The sequence below is a fragment of the Streptomyces sp. NPDC048521 genome (assembly GCF_043199855.1).
Taxonomy (GTDB): Bacteria; Actinomycetota; Actinomycetes; order Streptomycetales; family Streptomycetaceae; genus Streptomyces.
The window spans coordinates 186,774-204,041 of record NZ_JBICWR010000014.1; the positions used below are offsets into that span (position 1 = coordinate 186,774).

16 protein-coding genes are annotated in these 17,268 nt (G+C 70.4%); 6 read left to right on the top strand and 10 right to left on the bottom strand.

The features are described from left to right. Positions 1–10 precede the first annotated feature (10 nt). From ACGFRF_RS29280 to ACGFRF_RS29310, 7 genes are all read right to left on the bottom strand, one after another. A complete protein-coding gene (locus tag ACGFRF_RS29280; RefSeq protein ID WP_393744955.1) occupies positions 11–1,171 on the bottom strand; it encodes an aldose epimerase family protein in 1,161 nt (386 codons plus the stop codon). 24 nt (positions 1,172–1,195) lie between these two features. Continuing rightward, positions 1,196–2,440 (bottom strand): multiple monosaccharide ABC transporter permease, encoded by a 1,245-nt coding sequence (gene mmsB / locus ACGFRF_RS29285; protein ID WP_393744957.1) that lies wholly within the window; start codon positions 2,438–2,440, stop codon positions 1,196–1,198. Continuing rightward, entirely contained in the window at positions 2,437–3,987 is a 1,551-nt protein-coding gene (gene mmsA / locus ACGFRF_RS29290) for a multiple monosaccharide ABC transporter ATP-binding protein (RefSeq protein ID WP_393744959.1), read from the bottom strand. The genes mmsB and mmsA overlap by 4 nt, the downstream gene beginning before the upstream one ends. A gap of 34 nt (positions 3,988–4,021) precedes the next feature. Beyond that, on the bottom strand, positions 4,022–5,131 hold the full coding sequence (gene chvE, locus ACGFRF_RS29295) for a multiple monosaccharide ABC transporter substrate-binding protein (RefSeq protein ID WP_393744961.1): 1,110 nt from the start codon (positions 5,129–5,131) through the stop codon (positions 4,022–4,024). 144 nt (positions 5,132–5,275) lie between these two features. Continuing rightward, positions 5,276–6,253: a hypothetical protein gene (locus ACGFRF_RS29300; RefSeq protein ID WP_393744963.1), complete on the bottom strand. Its 978-nt coding sequence runs from the start codon at positions 6,251–6,253 to the stop codon at positions 5,276–5,278. Between the two features lie 145 nt (positions 6,254–6,398). Further along, a complete protein-coding gene (locus ACGFRF_RS29305; RefSeq protein ID WP_393744965.1) occupies positions 6,399–7,403 on the bottom strand; it encodes a zinc-binding dehydrogenase in 1,005 nt (334 codons plus the stop codon). Then, positions 7,400–8,557 (bottom strand): mandelate racemase/muconate lactonizing enzyme family protein, encoded by a 1,158-nt coding sequence (locus tag ACGFRF_RS29310; protein ID WP_393744967.1) that lies wholly within the window; start codon positions 8,555–8,557, stop codon positions 7,400–7,402. The genes ACGFRF_RS29305 and ACGFRF_RS29310 overlap by 4 nt, the downstream gene beginning before the upstream one ends. 285 nt (positions 8,558–8,842) lie before the next feature. Between ACGFRF_RS29310 and ACGFRF_RS29315 the strand changes: the two genes are divergently transcribed. Continuing rightward, positions 8,843–9,721 (top strand): hypothetical protein, encoded by an 879-nt coding sequence (locus ACGFRF_RS29315; RefSeq protein ID WP_393744969.1) that lies wholly within the window; start codon positions 8,843–8,845, stop codon positions 9,719–9,721. A gap of 188 nt (positions 9,722–9,909) precedes the next feature. Continuing rightward, the gene (locus tag ACGFRF_RS29320) at positions 9,910–11,070 is read left to right on the top strand and encodes a serine hydrolase domain-containing protein (protein ID WP_393744971.1); all 1,161 of its coding nucleotides are present in this window, start codon (positions 9,910–9,912) and stop codon (positions 11,068–11,070) included. Positions 11,071–11,226: 156 nt separating this feature from the next. On the opposite strand, the gene ACGFRF_RS29325 is transcribed toward ACGFRF_RS29320, so the two are convergent. Continuing rightward, positions 11,227–11,646 carry an organic hydroperoxide resistance protein gene (locus ACGFRF_RS29325; RefSeq protein WP_393744972.1) on the bottom strand — a complete coding sequence of 140 codons (420 nt, stop codon included), beginning with the start codon at positions 11,644–11,646 and terminating at the stop codon, positions 11,227–11,229. 98 nt (positions 11,647–11,744) lie between these two features. Next, positions 11,745–12,743: an NADP-dependent oxidoreductase gene (locus ACGFRF_RS29330; RefSeq protein ID WP_393744974.1), complete on the bottom strand. Its 999-nt coding sequence runs from the start codon at positions 12,741–12,743 to the stop codon at positions 11,745–11,747. 88 nt (positions 12,744–12,831) lie between these two features. On the opposite strand from ACGFRF_RS29330, the gene ACGFRF_RS29335 reads away from it, so the two are divergent. Genes ACGFRF_RS29335 through ACGFRF_RS29345 form a run of 3 tightly spaced genes read left to right on the top strand, consistent with a single transcriptional unit; the run spans position 12,832 to position 14,721 of the window. Continuing rightward, the gene (locus ACGFRF_RS29335; protein WP_393744976.1) at positions 12,832–13,269 is read left to right on the top strand and encodes a MarR family winged helix-turn-helix transcriptional regulator; all 438 of its coding nucleotides are present in this window, start codon (positions 12,832–12,834) and stop codon (positions 13,267–13,269) included. 37 nt (positions 13,270–13,306) lie between these two features. Further along, a complete protein-coding gene (locus ACGFRF_RS29340; RefSeq protein WP_393744978.1) occupies positions 13,307–14,110 on the top strand; it encodes an EI24 domain-containing protein in 804 nt (267 codons plus the stop codon). After that, positions 14,107–14,721 carry a LysE family translocator gene (locus ACGFRF_RS29345; RefSeq protein ID WP_393744980.1) on the top strand — a complete coding sequence of 205 codons (615 nt, stop codon included), beginning with the start codon at positions 14,107–14,109 and terminating at the stop codon, positions 14,719–14,721. The genes ACGFRF_RS29340 and ACGFRF_RS29345 overlap by 4 nt, the downstream gene beginning before the upstream one ends. Here ACGFRF_RS29345 and ACGFRF_RS29350 read toward each other — a convergent pair. Then, entirely contained in the window at positions 14,693–15,961 is a 1,269-nt protein-coding gene (locus tag ACGFRF_RS29350) for a pyroglutamyl peptidase (RefSeq protein ID WP_393744982.1), read from the bottom strand. The two genes, ACGFRF_RS29345 and ACGFRF_RS29350, sit on opposite strands and share 29 nt — an antisense overlap. Before the next feature lie 668 nt (positions 15,962–16,629). Here ACGFRF_RS29350 and ACGFRF_RS29355 point away from each other — a divergent pair. Beyond that, positions 16,630–17,268, top strand: a 639-nt coding sequence (locus ACGFRF_RS29355; protein ID WP_393744984.1) for a tetratricopeptide repeat protein, incomplete at its 3' end; no start/stop codon positions are given.

Here is a 17,268-nt window from a genome sequence, read left to right on the forward strand (position 1 = left end):
GTGAGCCGGTTCACGACCCGAACGTGTGGATCGTCGTCGTCCGGTACGTCTGGCCGGGCCGGAGCACGGTCGACGGGAACGCGGCGTGGTTGGGCGAGTCCGGGAAGTGCTGCGTCTCCAGGCAGAGCGCGTCGCCCTGGCGGTAGGTGCGGCCGCCGGTGCCGGTGAGGGTGCCGTCGAGGAAGTTGCCGGAGTAGAACTGCAGGCCCGGCTGGTCGGTGGCGATCTTCAGGGTGCGGCCGGAGCGGGGGTCGCGCAGGGTCGCGACGTGCTCGGGCTTCGCCGTGATGCCCTTGTCCAGGACCCAGTTGTGGTCGTACCCCTTGGCCTGCACCTGCTGCTCGTGGCCGGCCCGGATGTCCCGGCCGATGGGCTTGGCGTGCCGGAAGTCGAAGGGAGTGCCCGCGACCCCGGCCAGTTCGCCGGTGGGGATCAGGCCCGAGTCGGTGGGGGTGTAGCGGGAGGCCGCGATGCGCAGTTCGTGGTCCTCGATGGTGCCGCTGCCCTCGCCGGCCAGGTTCCAGTAGACGTGGCTGGTGAGGTTGACGACGGTGGCCCGGTCGGTGGTGGCCTCGTAGTCGATGCGCCACTCGCCGTGCCGGCCGAGGGTGTACGTCACCTTCGTCCTGAGGGTGCCCGGGTAACCCATCTCGCCGTCGACGCTCGTGTAGTGCAGGTGCAGGCCGACGTCGGAGCCCCGGGTGAACGGCTCCACGTCCCACACGTGCTTGTCGAAGCCCTGGGCGCCGCCGTGCAGGCTGTTCACGCCGTCGTTGACGGACAGCTGGTAGCTCTTGCCGTCGAGGGTGAAGGTGCCCTTGCCGATGCGGTTGCCGTAGCGGCCGATCAGCGCGCCGAAGTACGGGCTCTTGGCCACGTAGTCGTCGATGGTGTCGAAGCCCGCCACCACGTTGGCGTGGCGGCCGTGCCGGTCGGGGATCTCCAGGGTCTGGACGACGCCGCCGTAGGAGAGGACCTTCAGGCGGGTGCCGCCGTTCTCCAGGGACCAGCGGTGGACCTTGGTGCCGTCGGCGAGCTTGCCGAAGAGTTCCCGCACCGGCTTCCTGCCCGGCGAGCCGGTGGCGGCCTGGGCGGTGCCCGTGCCGAGGGTGGTGGCGGCGATGCCCGCCGCGGCTGCTCCTGCGATGACCGTGCGTCTGTTCAGTTCCATGGTGCGGCTCCGTTTTCTGGGCGCTTACGAACCGGACTTGCGCTTGTTCCACACGTCGAATCCGACCGCCACCAGCAGGGCCAGGCCCTTGATGACCTGCTGCCAGTCGGTGCCGACGCTGAGGAGGTTCATGCCGTTGTTCAGCACGCCGAGGACGAGACCCCCGATGATGGCGCCGAGGACGGTGCCGACACCGCCGCTCATGGACGCGCCACCGATGAACGAGGAGGCGATGGCCTCGAGTTCGAAGTTGACGCCCGCCTTCGGCGAGGCCGCGTTCAGCCGGGCGGCGACCACCAGACCCGCCAGGGCCGCGAGCACGCCCATGTTCAGGAAGACATAGAAGGTGACCTTCTTGTCCTTCACGCCGGACAGCTTGGCCGCCGGCAGGTTGCCACCGATCGCGTAGATGTGCCGGCCGAACACCGAGTTGCGCATCACATAGCCGTAGCCGACCACCAGCGCGCCGAGGATGATCAGCACGATCGGTGCGCCCTTGTAGCTGGCGAGCAGCAGGGTCAGGACGAGGATCGCGGCGACCAGGGCGGTCAGCTTGAGCAGGAAGAGCCGGGTCGGCACGACGTCCAGGGAGAACTCCTGCTGGCGGCGGCGGTCCCGGAACTCCTGCCACACCACGGCCGCGATCAGCACGAGCCCGAGCAGCAGGGTGAGGTTGTGGTAGTTGGTGTCCGGGCCGGTCTCGGGCAGGAAGCCGTTGCCGAGCTTCTGCAGGCCGTCGGGGAAGGGGCCGAGGGTCTGGCCCTTGAGGAGGATCTCCGTCAGGCCGCGGAACAGCAGCATCCCGGCGAGGGTGACGATGAAGGACGGTATGCCGAGATAGGCGATCAGGAAGCCCTGGACCGACCCCGCCGCCGCGCCCACCAGCAGGCACAGCACCAGCGCGATCGGCCAGGACACGCCGTGTTGCACGGTCAGCACGGCCGCGAAGGCGCCGACGAAGGCCGTGAGCGAGCCGACCGAGAGGTCGATGTGCCCGGCGATGATCACCAGCATCATGCCGATCGCGAGGATCAGGATGTAGCTGTTCTGCAGCACCAGGTTGGAGACGTTGCGCGGCAGCAGCAGGTCCCCGTCGGTCCAGATCGCGAAGAGGACCACGATCAGGCCGAGCGCGATCAGCATGCCGTACTGGCGCATGTTGCGGCGCAGGCCGCTCAGCACCAGGCCGAGGAGTCCCCCGCCGGCGGCCGATCCGCTCCTGCCCGGCGGCGCGGGGGCCGGGCTCTTGGCGGTCACATCCGTGCTCATCGCGTTACCTCTTTGTCCTTCGTCATCTGGCGCATCAGCACTTCCTGCGTGGCCTCGGCCCGCGGCACCTCACCGGTCAGCCGCCCCGCGGCCATCGTGTAGATGCGGTCGCACATGCCGAGCAGTTCGGGCAGCTCGGAGGAGATGAAGACGACCGCCTTGCCCTGGGCGGCGAGCTGGTCGATGACCGTGTAGATCTCGTACTTGGCGCCCACGTCGATGCCGCGGGTCGGTTCGTCGAGGATCAGCACGTCCGGACCGGCGAAGATCCACTTGCTGAGGACGACCTTCTGCTGGTTGCCGCCGGAGAGCTTGCCCACCGGCTCGAAGACCGTGGGCGCCTTGATGTTCATGGACTTCCGGAAGCCCTCGGCGACCTGCCGTTCCTCGTGCTCGTCCACCACACCCCGCTTGGCGACCTTGTCCAGCGCGGTCAGCGAGATGTTCCGGTTGATGGTGTCGATGAGGTTGAGGCCGTAGTGCTTGCGGTCCTCGGTGACGTACGCGATGCCGTGCCCGATCGCCTCCGCCACGGTCTTGGTCCGGATCTCCGTGCCGTCCTTCAGGACCGTGCCGTCCGCGTACCGGCCGTAGGTCCGCCCGAAGACGCTCATCGCGAGTTCGGTGCGGCCCGCGCCCATCAGGCCCGCGATGCCGACGATCTCGCCGCGGCGCACGTGGAGCGACACGTCGTCCACGACCTTGCGCTGCTGGTCGATCGGGTGGAACACGGTCCAGCCGCGGATCTCCAGCGCCGGTGCCGCGCCCTCCTCCGGCTGGTGCGGCGTGCGCTCCGGGAAGCGGTGGTCGAGGTCGCGGCCGACCATGCCGGCGATGATCCGCTCCTCGTTCGTCTCCGGCGCCTTCACATCGAGGGTCTCGATGGACCGGCCGTCCCGGATGATCGTCACCGAGTCGGCGACCTTGCGGATCTCGTTGAGCTTGTGGGAGATGATGATCGAGGTGATGCCCTGGTTCTTCAACTCCAGGATGAGATCCAGGAGTTTGCCGCTGTCCTCGTCGTTGAGGGCCGCCGTCGGCTCGTCGAGGATGAGCAGCTTCACCTCCTTCGACAGCGCCTTGGCGATCTCCACCAGCTGCTGCTTGCCCACGCCGATGTCGGCGACCCGGGTCTCCGGGTGCTCGTCCAGACCGACCCGGCGCAGCAGCTCGGTGGCGTGGCGCAGCGTCTCGCGCCAGTTGATGAGTCCGCGGGTGGCGTGCTCGTTGCCGAGGAAGAGGTTCTCCGCGATGGACAGATGCGGCACCAGCGCCAGTTCCTGGTGGATGATGACGATGCCGTGCTGCTCGCTCGCCCGGATGTCCTTGAACTGGCAGATCTCCCCCTCGAAGAGGATGTCCCCCTCGTAGCTGCCGTACGGGTGGACGCCGGAGAGCACCTTCATCAGGGTGGACTTGCCGGCGCCGTTCTCCCCGCAGATGGCGTGGACCTCGCCCTGCCGGACGGTCAGGGTGACGTCCGAGAGCGCCTTGACACCGGGAAAGGTCTTGACGATCGAGCGCATTTCCAGGACGGGTCCCGCCATGGTCGTGCCTTCCAATCCGTAGGAAATGGGCGGGTTACTTCAGGTCGGCCTCGGTGTAGTAACCGCCGTCGACCAGCACCTGCTGGTAGTTGGTCTTGTCGACGCTCACCGGCTGGAGCAGGTAGGCGGGCACGACCTTGGTCCCGTTGTCGTAGGTCTTGGTGTCGTTGACCTCGGGCTTCTTGCCCTTCAGGGAGTCGTCCATCATCGTGGCGGCGACCTCGGCGAGCTTGCGGAGGTCCTTGTAGACGGTCTGCGTCTGCTGACCGGCGATGATCGACTTCACCGAGGCCAGCTCGGCGTCCTGGCCGGTGATGACCGGCAGCGGCTTGCCGGCCGAGCCGTAGCCGTCCGACTTGAGGGCGGACAGGATGCCGATGGAGATGCCGTCGTAGGGGGAGAGGACCGCGTCGACCCGGCCGCTCTTGTAGGAGGAGGTGAGGATGTCCTCCATGCGCTTCTGCGCGGTGGTGCCGTCCCAGCGCAGGGTGACGACCTTGTTCAGCGCGGTCTGCCCGGACTTGACGACCAGCTGCTTCTTGTCGATGTACGGCTGGAGCACGCTCATGGCGCCGCCGAAGAAGTACTTGGTGTTGTTGTCGTCGTTGGAGCCGGCGAACAGCTCGATGTTGAAGGGGCCCTTCTTGCCCTTGCTCAGCCCGAGCTTGTCCACGATGTACTGGCCCTGGAGCTTGCCGACCTTCTCGTTGTCGAACGAGGCGTAGTAGTCGACGTTCTCGGTGCCGAGGATCAGCCGGTCGTAGGAGATGACCGGGATCTTCGCGTCCGCGGCCTCCTGGAGGACGTTCTTCAGCGACTTGTTGTCGATCGCCGCGACGATCAGGCCCTTCACGCCCTGCGTGATGAGGTTCTCGATCTGCGAGACCTGGGTCTCCGGGTTGTCCTCGCCGTAGACCAGCTTGGTCTTGTAGCCCTTGGCCTCCAGGTCCTTGACGACGTTCTTGCCGTCGGAGATCCAGCGCTCGGAGGACTTGGTCGGCATGGCGATGCCGATGGTGGCGCCCTTGACGTCGCCCGACTTCTCCTCGCTGCCGCCCTCGCTGTTCTGGCCGCAGGCGGTCAGGGTGAGGGCGAGCGAGGCGGCTCCGGCTATGGCGGCCAGGGCGCTTCTGCGAGTGCGCATGGTGATCGGTCCCTGTTCTTCTCGTCGTTGAGAGCTTGTTGAGCGGGGTCGGTGAAGCGCCCCGAAGGGGCGCGGGGCTGTGGTCGATATGCGGCTCCGCCGCGTGGGCGCGACCAGCCACACACGGCCGGCAGCCCCCATCGGTCATCCAGTGGCACCTTCGGAGGGGAACCGGTTCAAAGCCCCCGGCAGCCGGGAGCCGAGCGGCGCCATGTCGCCGTCCGCGCCGTGCCGGGCGAGCAGGTCCAGGGCGAGCCGGCCGCGCCGCACCCGCTCCCGGGCGGTGTCCAGGGTCACGTCCCGCAGATGGGTGCCCCACGGGTAGATGCCGGGAGCCTTGGACAGACCGAACTTCAGGTAGAGCGGTGCGCCGCGCCGGATCAGCTCGGCGACCTCGTACATCCGCACATAGCCGCCGAGGTCGTCGGGGGCCTCGATGTACATGTCCATGGGGGCGCGGGACACCCGGCGGATCTCGGTGAGGTGATCCAGCGTCAGGTCGCTGGGCACGTTGACGGAGTCGGCGCCCAGCCGCTCGTACACGGCGTACGAGGCCGGGTTGACGGGGCCGATCAGCGCCGAGACCTTCAGCGTGGTGTCGGCCGGGATGATCCCGGTCTCGCGGGCCCGGTGCAGGGTCCACAGCACGCCCTCGTCGGCGACCAGCAGGCACTTGACGCCCAGCTCGGTGGCCCGGACGGCGTCCTCGACGCAGCCCGCCACGGCGTCGTGGCCCCGTGCCCGCAGTCCGGCACCCCGCGAGTCGGTCCGCACCGAGCCACCGATGTCCCAGGTGCCGCGCGGACCGGTGAACAGGCACAGCTCGATGTCGCGTTCGGCGGTGGCCTCGACCATCTCGGTGATCTCGGCGTCGGTGAGCATCCACACGCCGCTGCCCTGGCTGATCCGGTGGATCGGCACATCGAGGCGGGAGGCCTCCTTGAGCACGACCGCCAGCGCCTCGGGACCCTCGCACGAGGGGATCTCGGTGCGCCAGCGGCCGCCGCCCGGGAAGCTGTGGGCGGAGGCGTCGGCGGGATCGAGGGCGGGTGCGCCCAGGCCGAGTGCGGCGAGCACCTGCTCGCCGGGCCTGCGGGCTGCCGGGGCGGAAGCGTCGGTCACAAGCTGTCCTTAAGGTCCTGAGTGTTCGAAATATCGGACGAGGTTCGCGGCTCGGAGCGGAAGAGGGCCTGCGGGGCACCGGAAAAGGTGCCGTGGTGGTACGCCGGTCAGGGCGCCGTCAGGTCACGCCCCGACCGGCGTACGGCTAGGGGCGGAGCAGCACCTTGCCCACGGTCGGGTCGCCGGCCCCGACCAGCTCGATGGCCTGCGAGAACTCGGTCAGCGGCAGCTCGTGCGTGACCAGCGGCAGCGGGTCGAGCAATCCGGCACCGAACACCCGTACGGCGTACGCCCAGGCGTCCGGCGGAGCCCCGAAGACGGTGTGCACCTCCAGCTGCCGTACGACGAGGTCGGTCGGGTCCAGCCCGTCCGCGCCCGGCGCCGGGATGCCGGTCAGGACCAGGCGTCCGCCGCGCCTGAGCAGCGAGGCGGCGGTACGCGCGGCGGACGCCGACCCGGCGGTCTCGATCACCACGTCGAAGTCGTCGGGCAGCTCCTGGTCCTTGGTGCGGAAGTCGGTCGCCCCGAACCGCCGGGACAGCGCCTCCCGGTCGTTGCGCGTGCCCACCACCAGCAGCTCCACCGGCGAGACCGCCTTCAGGAACTGCACGGCGAACATCCCGAGTGTGCCCGTGCCGACCACCGCGACCCGCTCGCCCGGCCGGGCGCCCGCCTTGAGCGCGGCGGCCGCGATGCAGGCGGCCGGCTCCAGCAGCGCGGCGGCGGTGAGGTCGGCGTCGTCCGCCAGGACGTGCAGCAGCCGAGCGGGCAGGGTGAGCGTGCCGGCCATGGCGCCCGGCTGGGTGAAGCCGGTCTCCTCGTAGCCGTCCGTGCACAGTGTGGTCTCGCCCGCGTGGCAGCGGTCGCAGACCTGGCAGTTGCGGAAGCCCTCGCCGACGACCCTGCGCCCGACGAGCGTCGTCGGCACCCCGGCTCCCACGGCCTGGACCGTCCCCGACCACTCGTGACCGGGCGTGAGCGGGTAGCGCACGTACCCCTCTGGCCGGTTGCCCTGGTACACCTCGCGGTCGCTGCCGCAGATGCCGACCGCGTGCACGGCCACCCGTGCCTCGCCGGGGCCGGGCTCGCGAGGCGTGTGCGCCTCGACCCGGTGCCGGCCCGGCGCCTCGACCAGGACCTGGGAACTCACTTGGTGCCCTTCGGCTTGCGCTGCTCCCAGCCCTCGGCCCACAGGTCGAAGCGGGCCTGCTGCTGGGGGAACTCGGCCGCCGCGTCGACGTCCAGCTCGACACCGAGACCCGGCGCGTCCGACAGGTGGAAGTACCCGTCGACGACCTCGGGGGCGCCCTTGACCACCTTCTTGATCTCCGCGTCCGCGAAGTCGTTGAAGTGCTCGAGGATCTTGAAGTTGGGGGAGGTGAAGCCGACCTGGAGGGAAGCGGCGGTCAGCACCGACCCGCCCACGTTGTGCGGCGCGACGAGCATGTAGTGGGTCTCGGCGGTCGCGGCCAGCTTCCGCGTCTCCCAGATGCCGCCGATGTGGCCGACGTCGGGCTGGATGATGTCCACCGCCTGGCTCTCGAACAGCTCGCGGAACTCGATCCGGTCGTGGATGCGCTCACCGGTGGCGACCGGGACGTCGACCTTGGCGGCGACCTTCTCCAGCGCCTTGAGGTTCTCCGGCGGGCAGGGTTCCTCCAGCCAGGCGGGCTTGAAGGGCGCCAGCTCGCGGGCGAGCCGTACGGCGGTCGAGGGCGAGAACCGGCCGTGCATCTCCAGCATCAGCTCGGCGTCCGGGCCGATCGCGTCGCGCACGGCCTCGATCAGCGAGACGGCGTACAGGGTCTGCTGGTGGTCGAGTTCGAAGTGCCCGGTGCCGAACGGGTCGATCTTCAGCGCCTTGTAGCCGCGCTCCACGACCCCCTGGGCGGCCTTGTGGTAGGCCTCCGGGGTTCGCTCGGTCGTGTACCACCCGTTGGCGTAGGCCTTCACCTTGTCGGTGACCTTTCCGCCGAGCAGCTGCCAGACCGGCACACCGAGAGCCTTGCCCTTGATGTCCCAGCACGCCATCTCGACCACCGCGATGCCGGACATGACGATCTCGCCGGCGCGGCCGTAGTCGCCGTACTTCATCCGGCGTACGAGGTCCTCGACAGCGAACGGGTCGGATCCGAGAATGTGGTTGGCCTCGGCTTCCCGCAGATAGCCGATCAGCGCGTCGGTGTGACCGAGCATCCTGGTCTCGCCGACTCCCGTGATCCCCTCGTCGGTGTGCACCTGGACGTAGGTCAGGTTGCGCCACGGCGTGCCGACCACGTGCGTGCTGATTCCGGTGATGCGCACGGCAGTTGCCCCTCAGCTGTTCGAGATTTCGTCACACGTTCGAAATGTTGGCGTGACAGTAAGGACGGGGTGGTGGGGGTGTCAATGGGTCGAACAGGTAACGGTTTCGGCACGGCTTTCGATAATTCTTTCGCTCCCCCACGAAACCTTCACAAGGGCGGCTAGGAACGTGACCTGCGCGGACCTTAGTCTTCCCGCGTCATGGACTTCTGCCACCCGTGCCAACGGCACCTCAACGGCGCCCTGGCCTGCCCCGGGTGCGGCGCACCGGCCGAGCGACTCGCCGTGTCCACACAAGCCCCGGTCGCGCACGCGTACGCGGGTGCGGGGGAGACGTACGGCGGCCAGGTCCCGGCGCAGGGGTACGGCGGCCAGACCGCTTCCGCGGGCCACGACGAGCACGTCGCCCCCTCGGGCTACGACGTGCGCGTCCCCGCCCAGCGGTACGGCGGTGACGCCCCCGCCGGGGACTACGGCGTCACCCAGGAGTACGAGTCGGTCGGGCCGGAGGAACCGGACGAGCCCGAGCAGCCCGAGGAGCCCGAGGAGCCCGAGGAGGGCGAGCCGCAGGAGGAGCCCGAGGCCGGGGGCCGGGCCGCCCGGCGCAAGGCGCGCGGCACCGTCGCCGCGAACCCCGCCGAGGCCGACTCCAGCCGGCGGGACCGCAAGGCGGCCGCACACCGTCGCCGCCGTCGCCGTACGGTGCTGGTCGCCGCGGGCTTCGTCCTGGCCGCGGGCGGACTCAGCCTCGCCGAACTGGGCACGGACGCGCCCTTCCTGCCCTTCTCCAGCGACACGCCGACCACGAGTGGGGACCCCGCGACGGACGGCGGCGCGTCCTCCCCGGCGCCGGACCGCACGGCCGACCCGGTCGACGGCACCGCCGGCGCCACCCGGGGGGCCTCCGCCTCCCCGGACGCCTCGGCCTCCGCGTCCGCCTCCGAGTCCCCCGAGGACAAGGACTCCGCCTCCCCGTCCGCCGAGGACACCGGCAAGGCGCAGCAGTCGGCCACGGCGGCCCCCGGTGCGACCGCCACCACCCCCGCCGCTCCGGGCGCCACCGGGCCCTCCGCCACTCCGACCGCGGCCCCGACGACCTCCGAGCCCACCCCGGAACCGTCGCCCACCAAGACCTGCAACCGCTTCCTGTGGTGGTGCAACTGAGCCGCGGCCGGGGCGCGCCGCGCATCACCCCCCTACGCCATACGGGGTACCGGTGACACCCTCAGGCCCGTCCGGCGGTTGAGTCGATCAGGTACGTCTCGCCGTACCGCTTACGGGGAACGCCCGGAGCGGGAGGGCGCGTTGTGGTGAGAGTGAGCAGCGAGCAGCGGCTCGGTCGAGGAGAGCGGATGTCGCAGGAGATCACCGTCCAGGGCACGGTCGCCGAGGGCTTCGAGACCGTGCGCGAGGAGTTCGCCGCCGTCGTCGCCGGGGAACGGGACGACTACGAGGGCCAGTTGTGCGCGTACGTCCATGGGCGCCGCGTCGTGGACCTGTGGGCGGGCGAGGGCGTGACGGGCGAGTCGCTCTACGGCGTGTACTCGGCCACGAAGGGCGCGGCCCACCTGGTCGCGGCGCTGCTCGTGCAGGACGGCACGCTGGAGCTGGACCGCAAAGTCGTCTACTACTGGCCGGAGTTCGCCGCCGAGGGCAAGGGCGCCCTGACCCTGCGGGACCTGCTGGCGCACCGCGCGGGGCTCATCGGCACCGACACCGGCTTCACACTCGCGGAGCTGTCCGACGACCGGGTGATCGCCGAACGCCTCGCCGACCAGCGGCCGTTCTGGCGACCGGGCACGGCCTTCGGCTACCACGCCCTGGTCATCGGGGCGCTGACCGGCGAGGTGGTCCGGCGGGCGACCGGCCGGACCCTCCAGGAGCTGTACGAGGAGCGGATCCGCGCGCCCTACGGCCTCGACTTCCACCTGGGCCTGCCGGCCGACCGGGAGCCGCGCTTCCGCCCGGTCCAGCCGATGCTGCCGACCCCCGAGCAGCAGGCCTTCCTCGACGGACTGCCGTCCGGCCCGCACACGCTCGCCGCGATCGCCTTCAACCGGCACGGCACCGAGCCCACCGATCTGGAAGGCCTGCTCGGCGAACGGCAGATCCGCGCCAAGGGCCCGGCCTCGGTGGGCGCAGTCGCCTCGGCGCGTGGTCTCGCGGGGATGTACGCGGCGGCCGTCAGCGAGGTCGACGGCAAGGCCCCGCTGCTCAAGGAGGACACGGTCGCGGAGTTCGGGCAGATCCACTCCACGGGGTACGACCTGGTGGCCCGCGCCCACAAGTCCTTCGGCCTGGGCTTCCAGGCGACCGCCGACACCTGGCACCCCTTCCTCGGTGCCGGCACGATCGGCCACAGCGGCGCCAACGGCACCCAGTCCTTCGCCGACCCCCGCAGCGGCCTCGCCTACGGCTACACCCGCCGCCGCTTCGCCTTTCCGGGCGGGGCGGCCCCGGAGAACAACCGACTGGCGTCAGCGGTACACCGAGCGGCACTGGCGGTCGATTGACGCGCGCTCGCCACGTACGGCCTGCAGCGACGCGGGGGACTGCGCGAGCGATCCACGACGACCCGCGGCCGACATCCCACCGCACCCGGCGGACGCCGAACGGCAGCCGCACCCCACGTCCAAGGATGCGGCTGCCGTTGTACGCAACGACCGACGTCAGGCCAGCGTCACGCTGATGTTCCCCCGCGTCGCCTTCGAGTAGGGGCACACCTGGTGCGCCTTCTCGATCAAGGCGCGCGCGGTGCTCTCGTCGACGCCCGGAATGTCCGCCGAGATCTCCACGATGATCCCGAACCCGTCCTCGTTCCTGCCGATGCCGACCTTCGCGGTGACGGTCGAGCCGGAGACGTCTGCGCCCTCCTGCCGGGCGACGACGGCGAGCGCACCCTGGAAGCAGGCGCTGTACCCGGCGGCGAACAACTGCTCCGGGTTGGTGCCGACGCCGCTGCCGCCCATCTCCACGGGCGGGTTCACGACGACGTCGAGCTTGCCGTCGTCGGTGGCGACACGGCCGTCCCGGCCGTTCTCGGCGGTGGCGACAGCCGTGTACAGGACGTCGGACTGCTGAATGGGCATGCGGTTGTCTTCCTCCTCGGTCCGCCGCGACTCGCGCCCACGATCGACGGCGGATTTCGGAAAGAAGCTACCGCATGTCGGAAAGTCCGGGCCAGCGCTCAGAGCTTGACGATCATCTTGCCGGTGTTGTCGCCGCGCAGGACCCCGAGGAACGCCTCCAGGTTGTTCTCGATGCCCTCGACGACCGTCTCCCGGTACTTCAGCGCGCCCGAGGCCACCCAGGGGCCGACCTCCTGGACGAACTGCGGCTGCAGGTCGTAGTGGTCGCCGACCAGGAAGCCCTCGATGCGGCCGCGGGTCTGGATGAGCCGGGCGAGGTTCTTCGGGCCGGGGGCGGGCTCGGTGTCGTTGTAGACGGAGATCATGCCGCAGACGGCGATCCGGCCGCCCTGGTTCAGCGATCCGATGGCGGCCTCCAGGTGGTCGCCGCCGACGTTGTCGAAGTAGACGTCGATGCCGTCGGGCGCGGCCTGACGCAGCTGCTCGCCCACCGGGCCGTTCTTGTAGTTGAACGCGGCGTCGAAACCGTACTCCTCGACCAGCAGCTTGACCTTCTCGTCGGACCCGGCCGAGCCGATGACCCGCGAGGCGCCCTTGAGCTTGGCGATCTGGCCGACCTGGCTGCCCACGGCACCCGCCGCGCCGGAGACGAAGACGATGTCGCCCTCCTTGAAGGAGGCGGTGCGCAGCAGACCGGCGTAGGCGGTCAGGCCGGTCATGCCCAGGACGCCGAGGTACGTCGACAGCGGCGCGGCCCCGGGGTCGACCTTGACGGCGTTCTTCGCGTCCACGGCCGCGTACTCGCGCCAGCCGAAGAAGTGCAGCACGTGGTCGCCGACCGCCAGGCCCTCGGCGTTGGAGGCGACGACCTCGCCGACCGCGCCGCCCTGCATGACCTTGCCCAGCTCGAAGGGCGCGACGTACGACTTGGCGGCGCTCATCCGGCCGCGCATGTACGGGTCGACGGAGAGGTACTTGTTCCGCACCAGCACCTGACCCTCGCCCGGGGTCGGGACCGGCGCCTCGACCAGGGCGAAGTCCTCGGGCTTCGGCCAGCCGACGGGACGGCTGAGCAGGTGCCACTCGCGGTTGATCATGACAGAGCCTTTCCTGTTACTTCAGTACCTGAAACAACAATGCTCATCAATATTTCATGATGTCAAGTAACTCGGTATCCTGGTGGGCATGTCCACCCCATCGAAGCCCCACCGTCCCGACGCGCTCACCATGGAGGTCGTCGAGCTGATCGGTGACGTCGTGGCCCGCTTCTACGCGGACTACGAGAGCGCGGCGGGCGAGCACAAGCTGACCGGCCCGCAGGCCCGCCTCCTGAGTCTGCTCTCCCTCGAGCCGCTGCCCATGCGCAAGCTGGCGCAGAAGCTGAAGTGCGAGCCGTCCAACGTCACCGGGATCGTGGACCGTCTGGAGTCCCGCGGCCTGGTGGAGCGCCGCCCCGACCCGGGCGACCGCCGGGTCAAGGTGGCCGCCGCCACCGAGGAGGGCCGTGCCGTGGCCCGTGATCTGCGCGAGGGCCTCCACTTCGCCCGCGAACCCCTCGCCGGTCTGTCGGAGGAGGAGCGGCGCTCCCTGCGGGACCTGCTCCGCCGCATGCTGGACGACTGAGGACGACGGCGGCCGACGAGCCAGTAAAGTCCTCGGCATGCGCGATCTCGGGGTGGGTTTCGGTTATCTGCTGAAGGGCCAGCGCTGGGTGGCCCGGCACGGCCGTAGTTACGGCTTCGGTCTGCTGCCCGGCCTGATCACGCTGGTCCTCTACGCGGCGGCGCTGGTCGCGCTCGCCCTGTGGGGCGACGACGCGGTCACCTGGGCCACCCCGTTCGCGGACGACTGGTCCAGCCCCTGGCAGGGCCTGTTCCGCGGCTTCCTCACGGCCGTCCTGTTCGCCCTCGGGCTGCTGCTGGCCGTGCTCACCTTCACCGCCGTCACCCTGCTGGTCGGCCAGCCCTTCTACGAGAACCTGTCGGAGCAGGTCGACGCCGACGTCTCACCCGACGGCACCGCCCCACGCTCCGATCTCCCGCTCTGGCGCGAGCTGTGGATCTCGGCCCGCGACAGCCTGCGCGTCCTGGTCCGGGCCGGCCTGTGGGGCGTGCTGCTCTTCGCCCTCGGCTTCCTGCCGTTCGTCGGCCAGACCGTCGTGCCCGTGCTCGGCTTCTTCGTCACCGGCTTCTTCCTCACCGAGGAACTCGCCGCCGTCGCCCTGCAGCGCCGGGGCGTGGACCTGCGCACCCGGCTCACCCTGCTCCGCTCCCGCAAGACCCTGGTCTGGGGTTTCGGCACACCCCTGGGCCTGGCCTTCCTGGTTCCGTTCGTCGCGGTGTTCCTGATGCCGGGCGCGGTCGCGGGTGCCACGCTCCTCGCCCGCGACCTGCTGGGCGAGGAGAACGCCGACGGCGACTCCGCTGCCGACAGGCAGCCCGAGTCGGAGGACATCACCCCGTGACCCAGATACTCGCCGTCGCCGTCATCACGGTCCTCGCCGTGATCGCCCCGGGCGCCGACTTCGCGATGATCGTCCGCAACAGCTATCTGTACGGCCGCCGCACCGGTCTGCTCGCCGCCGCGGGCGTGGCGGCCGGCGTCCTGGTCCACGTCACCTACACCCTGCTCGGCGTCGGCCTGCTGATCGCCTCCTCCACCGCCCTGTTCACGGTGATCAAGCTGGTCGGCGCGGCCTACCTCGTCCACATCGGCGTCCGCACCTACCGCACCCGCGGCGAGCTGCGGATCGACCTGGACGACAAGCGGGAGCTGACCCCGTTCGCCGCCCTGCGCACCGGCTTCCTCACCAACGTCCTCAACCCGAAGACGACGCTCTTCGTCGTCTCCACCTTCGCCCAGGTCGTCAGCCCCGGCACGCCGCTGTTCCAGCAGGTGGGCTACGGCCTGTTCATGTCGCTGGCCCACCTGCTGTGGTTCGGCGTGGTCGCCGCGTTCTTCTCGCACTCCCGGATGCGTGCCGTGATGCTGCGCGGCCAGAAGGTCCTCAACAAGGTGATCGGCTCGCTCCTGGCCGGTCTCGGCATCAGTCTCGCGCTCGCTCCGTCGCACTGAGCGCGACCGTCACGATCGACCGTACCTGCGCGATGATGTCCAGCCGGTTCCGTACGAACTGGGGATCGGTCACCGCGCCCGCCGCCGGGTCGGTGTTGCCCGCACCGAACTGCAGGACGGGTGTGTGCACATGGCCGCCCGGCAGGCGGTCGTGCAGGCCGAGGCGGTCCCGCAGCAGGGTGGCCCGGTAGGCGATCTCGTTGGACAGGTAGTCGCCGCCGCCCCCGGCGCGCGCCGTCGAGCCGGGGCTGGGGCCGTCCGGCCGTACGACGGGGCCGGTGCCGCCCGCCGGGATCTCGGTCACCTCCGTGTGGTCGTAGACGGGGAAGCGTCCCGTGTCCGCGGCCACGACGGCGGAGTACGGCAGGGTCGTCGTCGTCCACTGGGGCTGCGAGGCCGGATCGGCGACCGGGACGGTCTCAGTCCGCGAGACGTTGTCGTTGTCCGGGAAGCCGCCCCGCCAGGCGCCGTTGGTGCGCTCGATGTCGAACCGGCCGACGCGGCCCTGGCTCACGGTCGTGAACAGGTCCACCCCGGGCAGATACGGTCGCAGCGTCCGCTCCACCGTGCGCTCCGCGAAGTCCTGCCAGCGCACCGGGAACACGGCCGTCTCGACGCGCGCCGGGCCCTGGGCCGTCTCGATCACCGTGCCGTCGAGGGCGAGCGCGGTGGCCCCGGAGGGATTGGAGATGCGGATGTCCCGGTCCAGGGTGAACGGGTCGAACCCGGTCAGGAGGACCCGCCGCAGGTGCCCCTTCGCCGGATAGCGGATGTCGGTCTGGCCGCGTGAGGCCCGCTCCAACCGGTCCAGCAGGGCGGCCCTTTGCCGGTCGCTGATGCCGAACTCCGGCTCCCAGGCGCGCAGGTCCCGCGTCAGCCCCAGCCGCGCCCAGTACAACGGCCGGTCGTCGTCCCGGCTCAGGTCACCGTCCGCCCGTCCCCGCCCCTGCGCCCGGTCCACGGCCCGCCGCCACAGCGCGGCCCCCTCCCGTACGACGATGCGCCGGGCCTGCGCGTAGGAGTGCGCGCGCCCCAGCTCGCGGCCGAACCTCGGTGCCGCGTCGTCGAATCCGGAGCGGCGGAGGATCTCCTGCGGTACGGCCGAGTCGAGCCGCTGCTCCTCGACGGTGGGGGAGGAGGCGGCCGCCGGACCGGCGGAGGAGGCCGTGGCGGTGGGTGCGGACAGACCGGCCAGCAGGGCCAGCGCGAGAACGCCGAGGCGAACGCGTGGGGAAATCAAGGCAGTTCGGGTCCTTCCGTCGCTGTGGGGCGCGTGATGTGGGGGACGGCGGCAGTATCGCGTGAGGCGCGTGACCGGCGCCATGGTGCGGACGGCCCGGATCGCGGAAGTCATGCGGCCGGCACATGGCACCCGCAGTGCCCTGGTGTTCCTGTCCGGGCAGATCGCCGAGGGGCGCCCCCCTGACCGGCTGGCATGACCTCCGTAGGTGCCGCGGCTGTTCCGTCCGGAGGCACGGGCGGGATCGGGGTCGTGGCGGCGGTGCCGGCCGGCAGGTGTAAGGCGACCGCCGCTGGGTCCACCAGGCCCGCCCAGCGGTCGCGGGGAGGCCGGTGGGGCGGCGAAGGCGTGGGCTTTTGTGAAAGGTTCGTACGAGATCGCCGCCGGACGCTCGATCGCCGACCGCGGGCCGACCGCGCGGCTTAACGTCTGATCCGGGACAAGTCCCCCTCATGAGCAGCCCCGGTCCGGGACCTGACCCCTGGACCGGGGCTCGTGACGTTCTGGGCGGCACCAACGGGGCCCCGTACCGTGCCCGCACCCGTCCGCCAGACAGGCGAAAGTGCCATTCGGGTGGGTGCCGCCGGCACCGGACCGGTTGCGGGTGTCCGGGTTTCGCCGGTTGCTGAGGGTGTCGTCGTGAACGGCGCGACATCCCGGGAGAGACCATGAGCTATCAGCAGGACCTGATAATTTGCCGCGAGCTGGGCGAGCGTCATGGCGAGAGCCGGGCGCTGAACAGCCTCGGTGTCGCCCTGCAGCAGGTGCAGCGGTTCGACGAGGCCATCGCGGCCCACCAGCAGGACCTCCTGACGTGTCGCGAGCTGGGCGAGCGCCATGGCGAAGGCCAGGCCCTGAACAACCTCGGCACGGCGCTGCAGCAGGTGCAGCGGTTCGACGAGGCCATCGACGCCCACCAGCAGGCCGCCGCCCGCTTCATCGAGCTGGGCGATCACCACCGTGAAGGGCAGGCGCTGAACAATCTGGGGACGGCGTTGCAGCAGGTGCGGCGGTTCGACGAGGCCACTGACGCCCACCAGCAGGCCGCCGCCCGGTTCGCCGAGCTGGGTGACCATCATCGTGAAGGGCAGGCGCTGAACAATCTGGGGACGGCGTTGCAGCAGGTGCGGCGGTTCGACGAGGCCATCGACGCCCACCAGAAGGCCGCCGGCCGTTTCGGCGAGCTGGGGGACCATGACGGTGAGGGCCGGGCGCTGAACAATCTGGGGACGGCGTTGCAGCAGGTGCGGCGGTTCGACGAGGCCATCGACGCCCACCAGAAGGCCGCCGGCCGTTTCGGCGAGCTG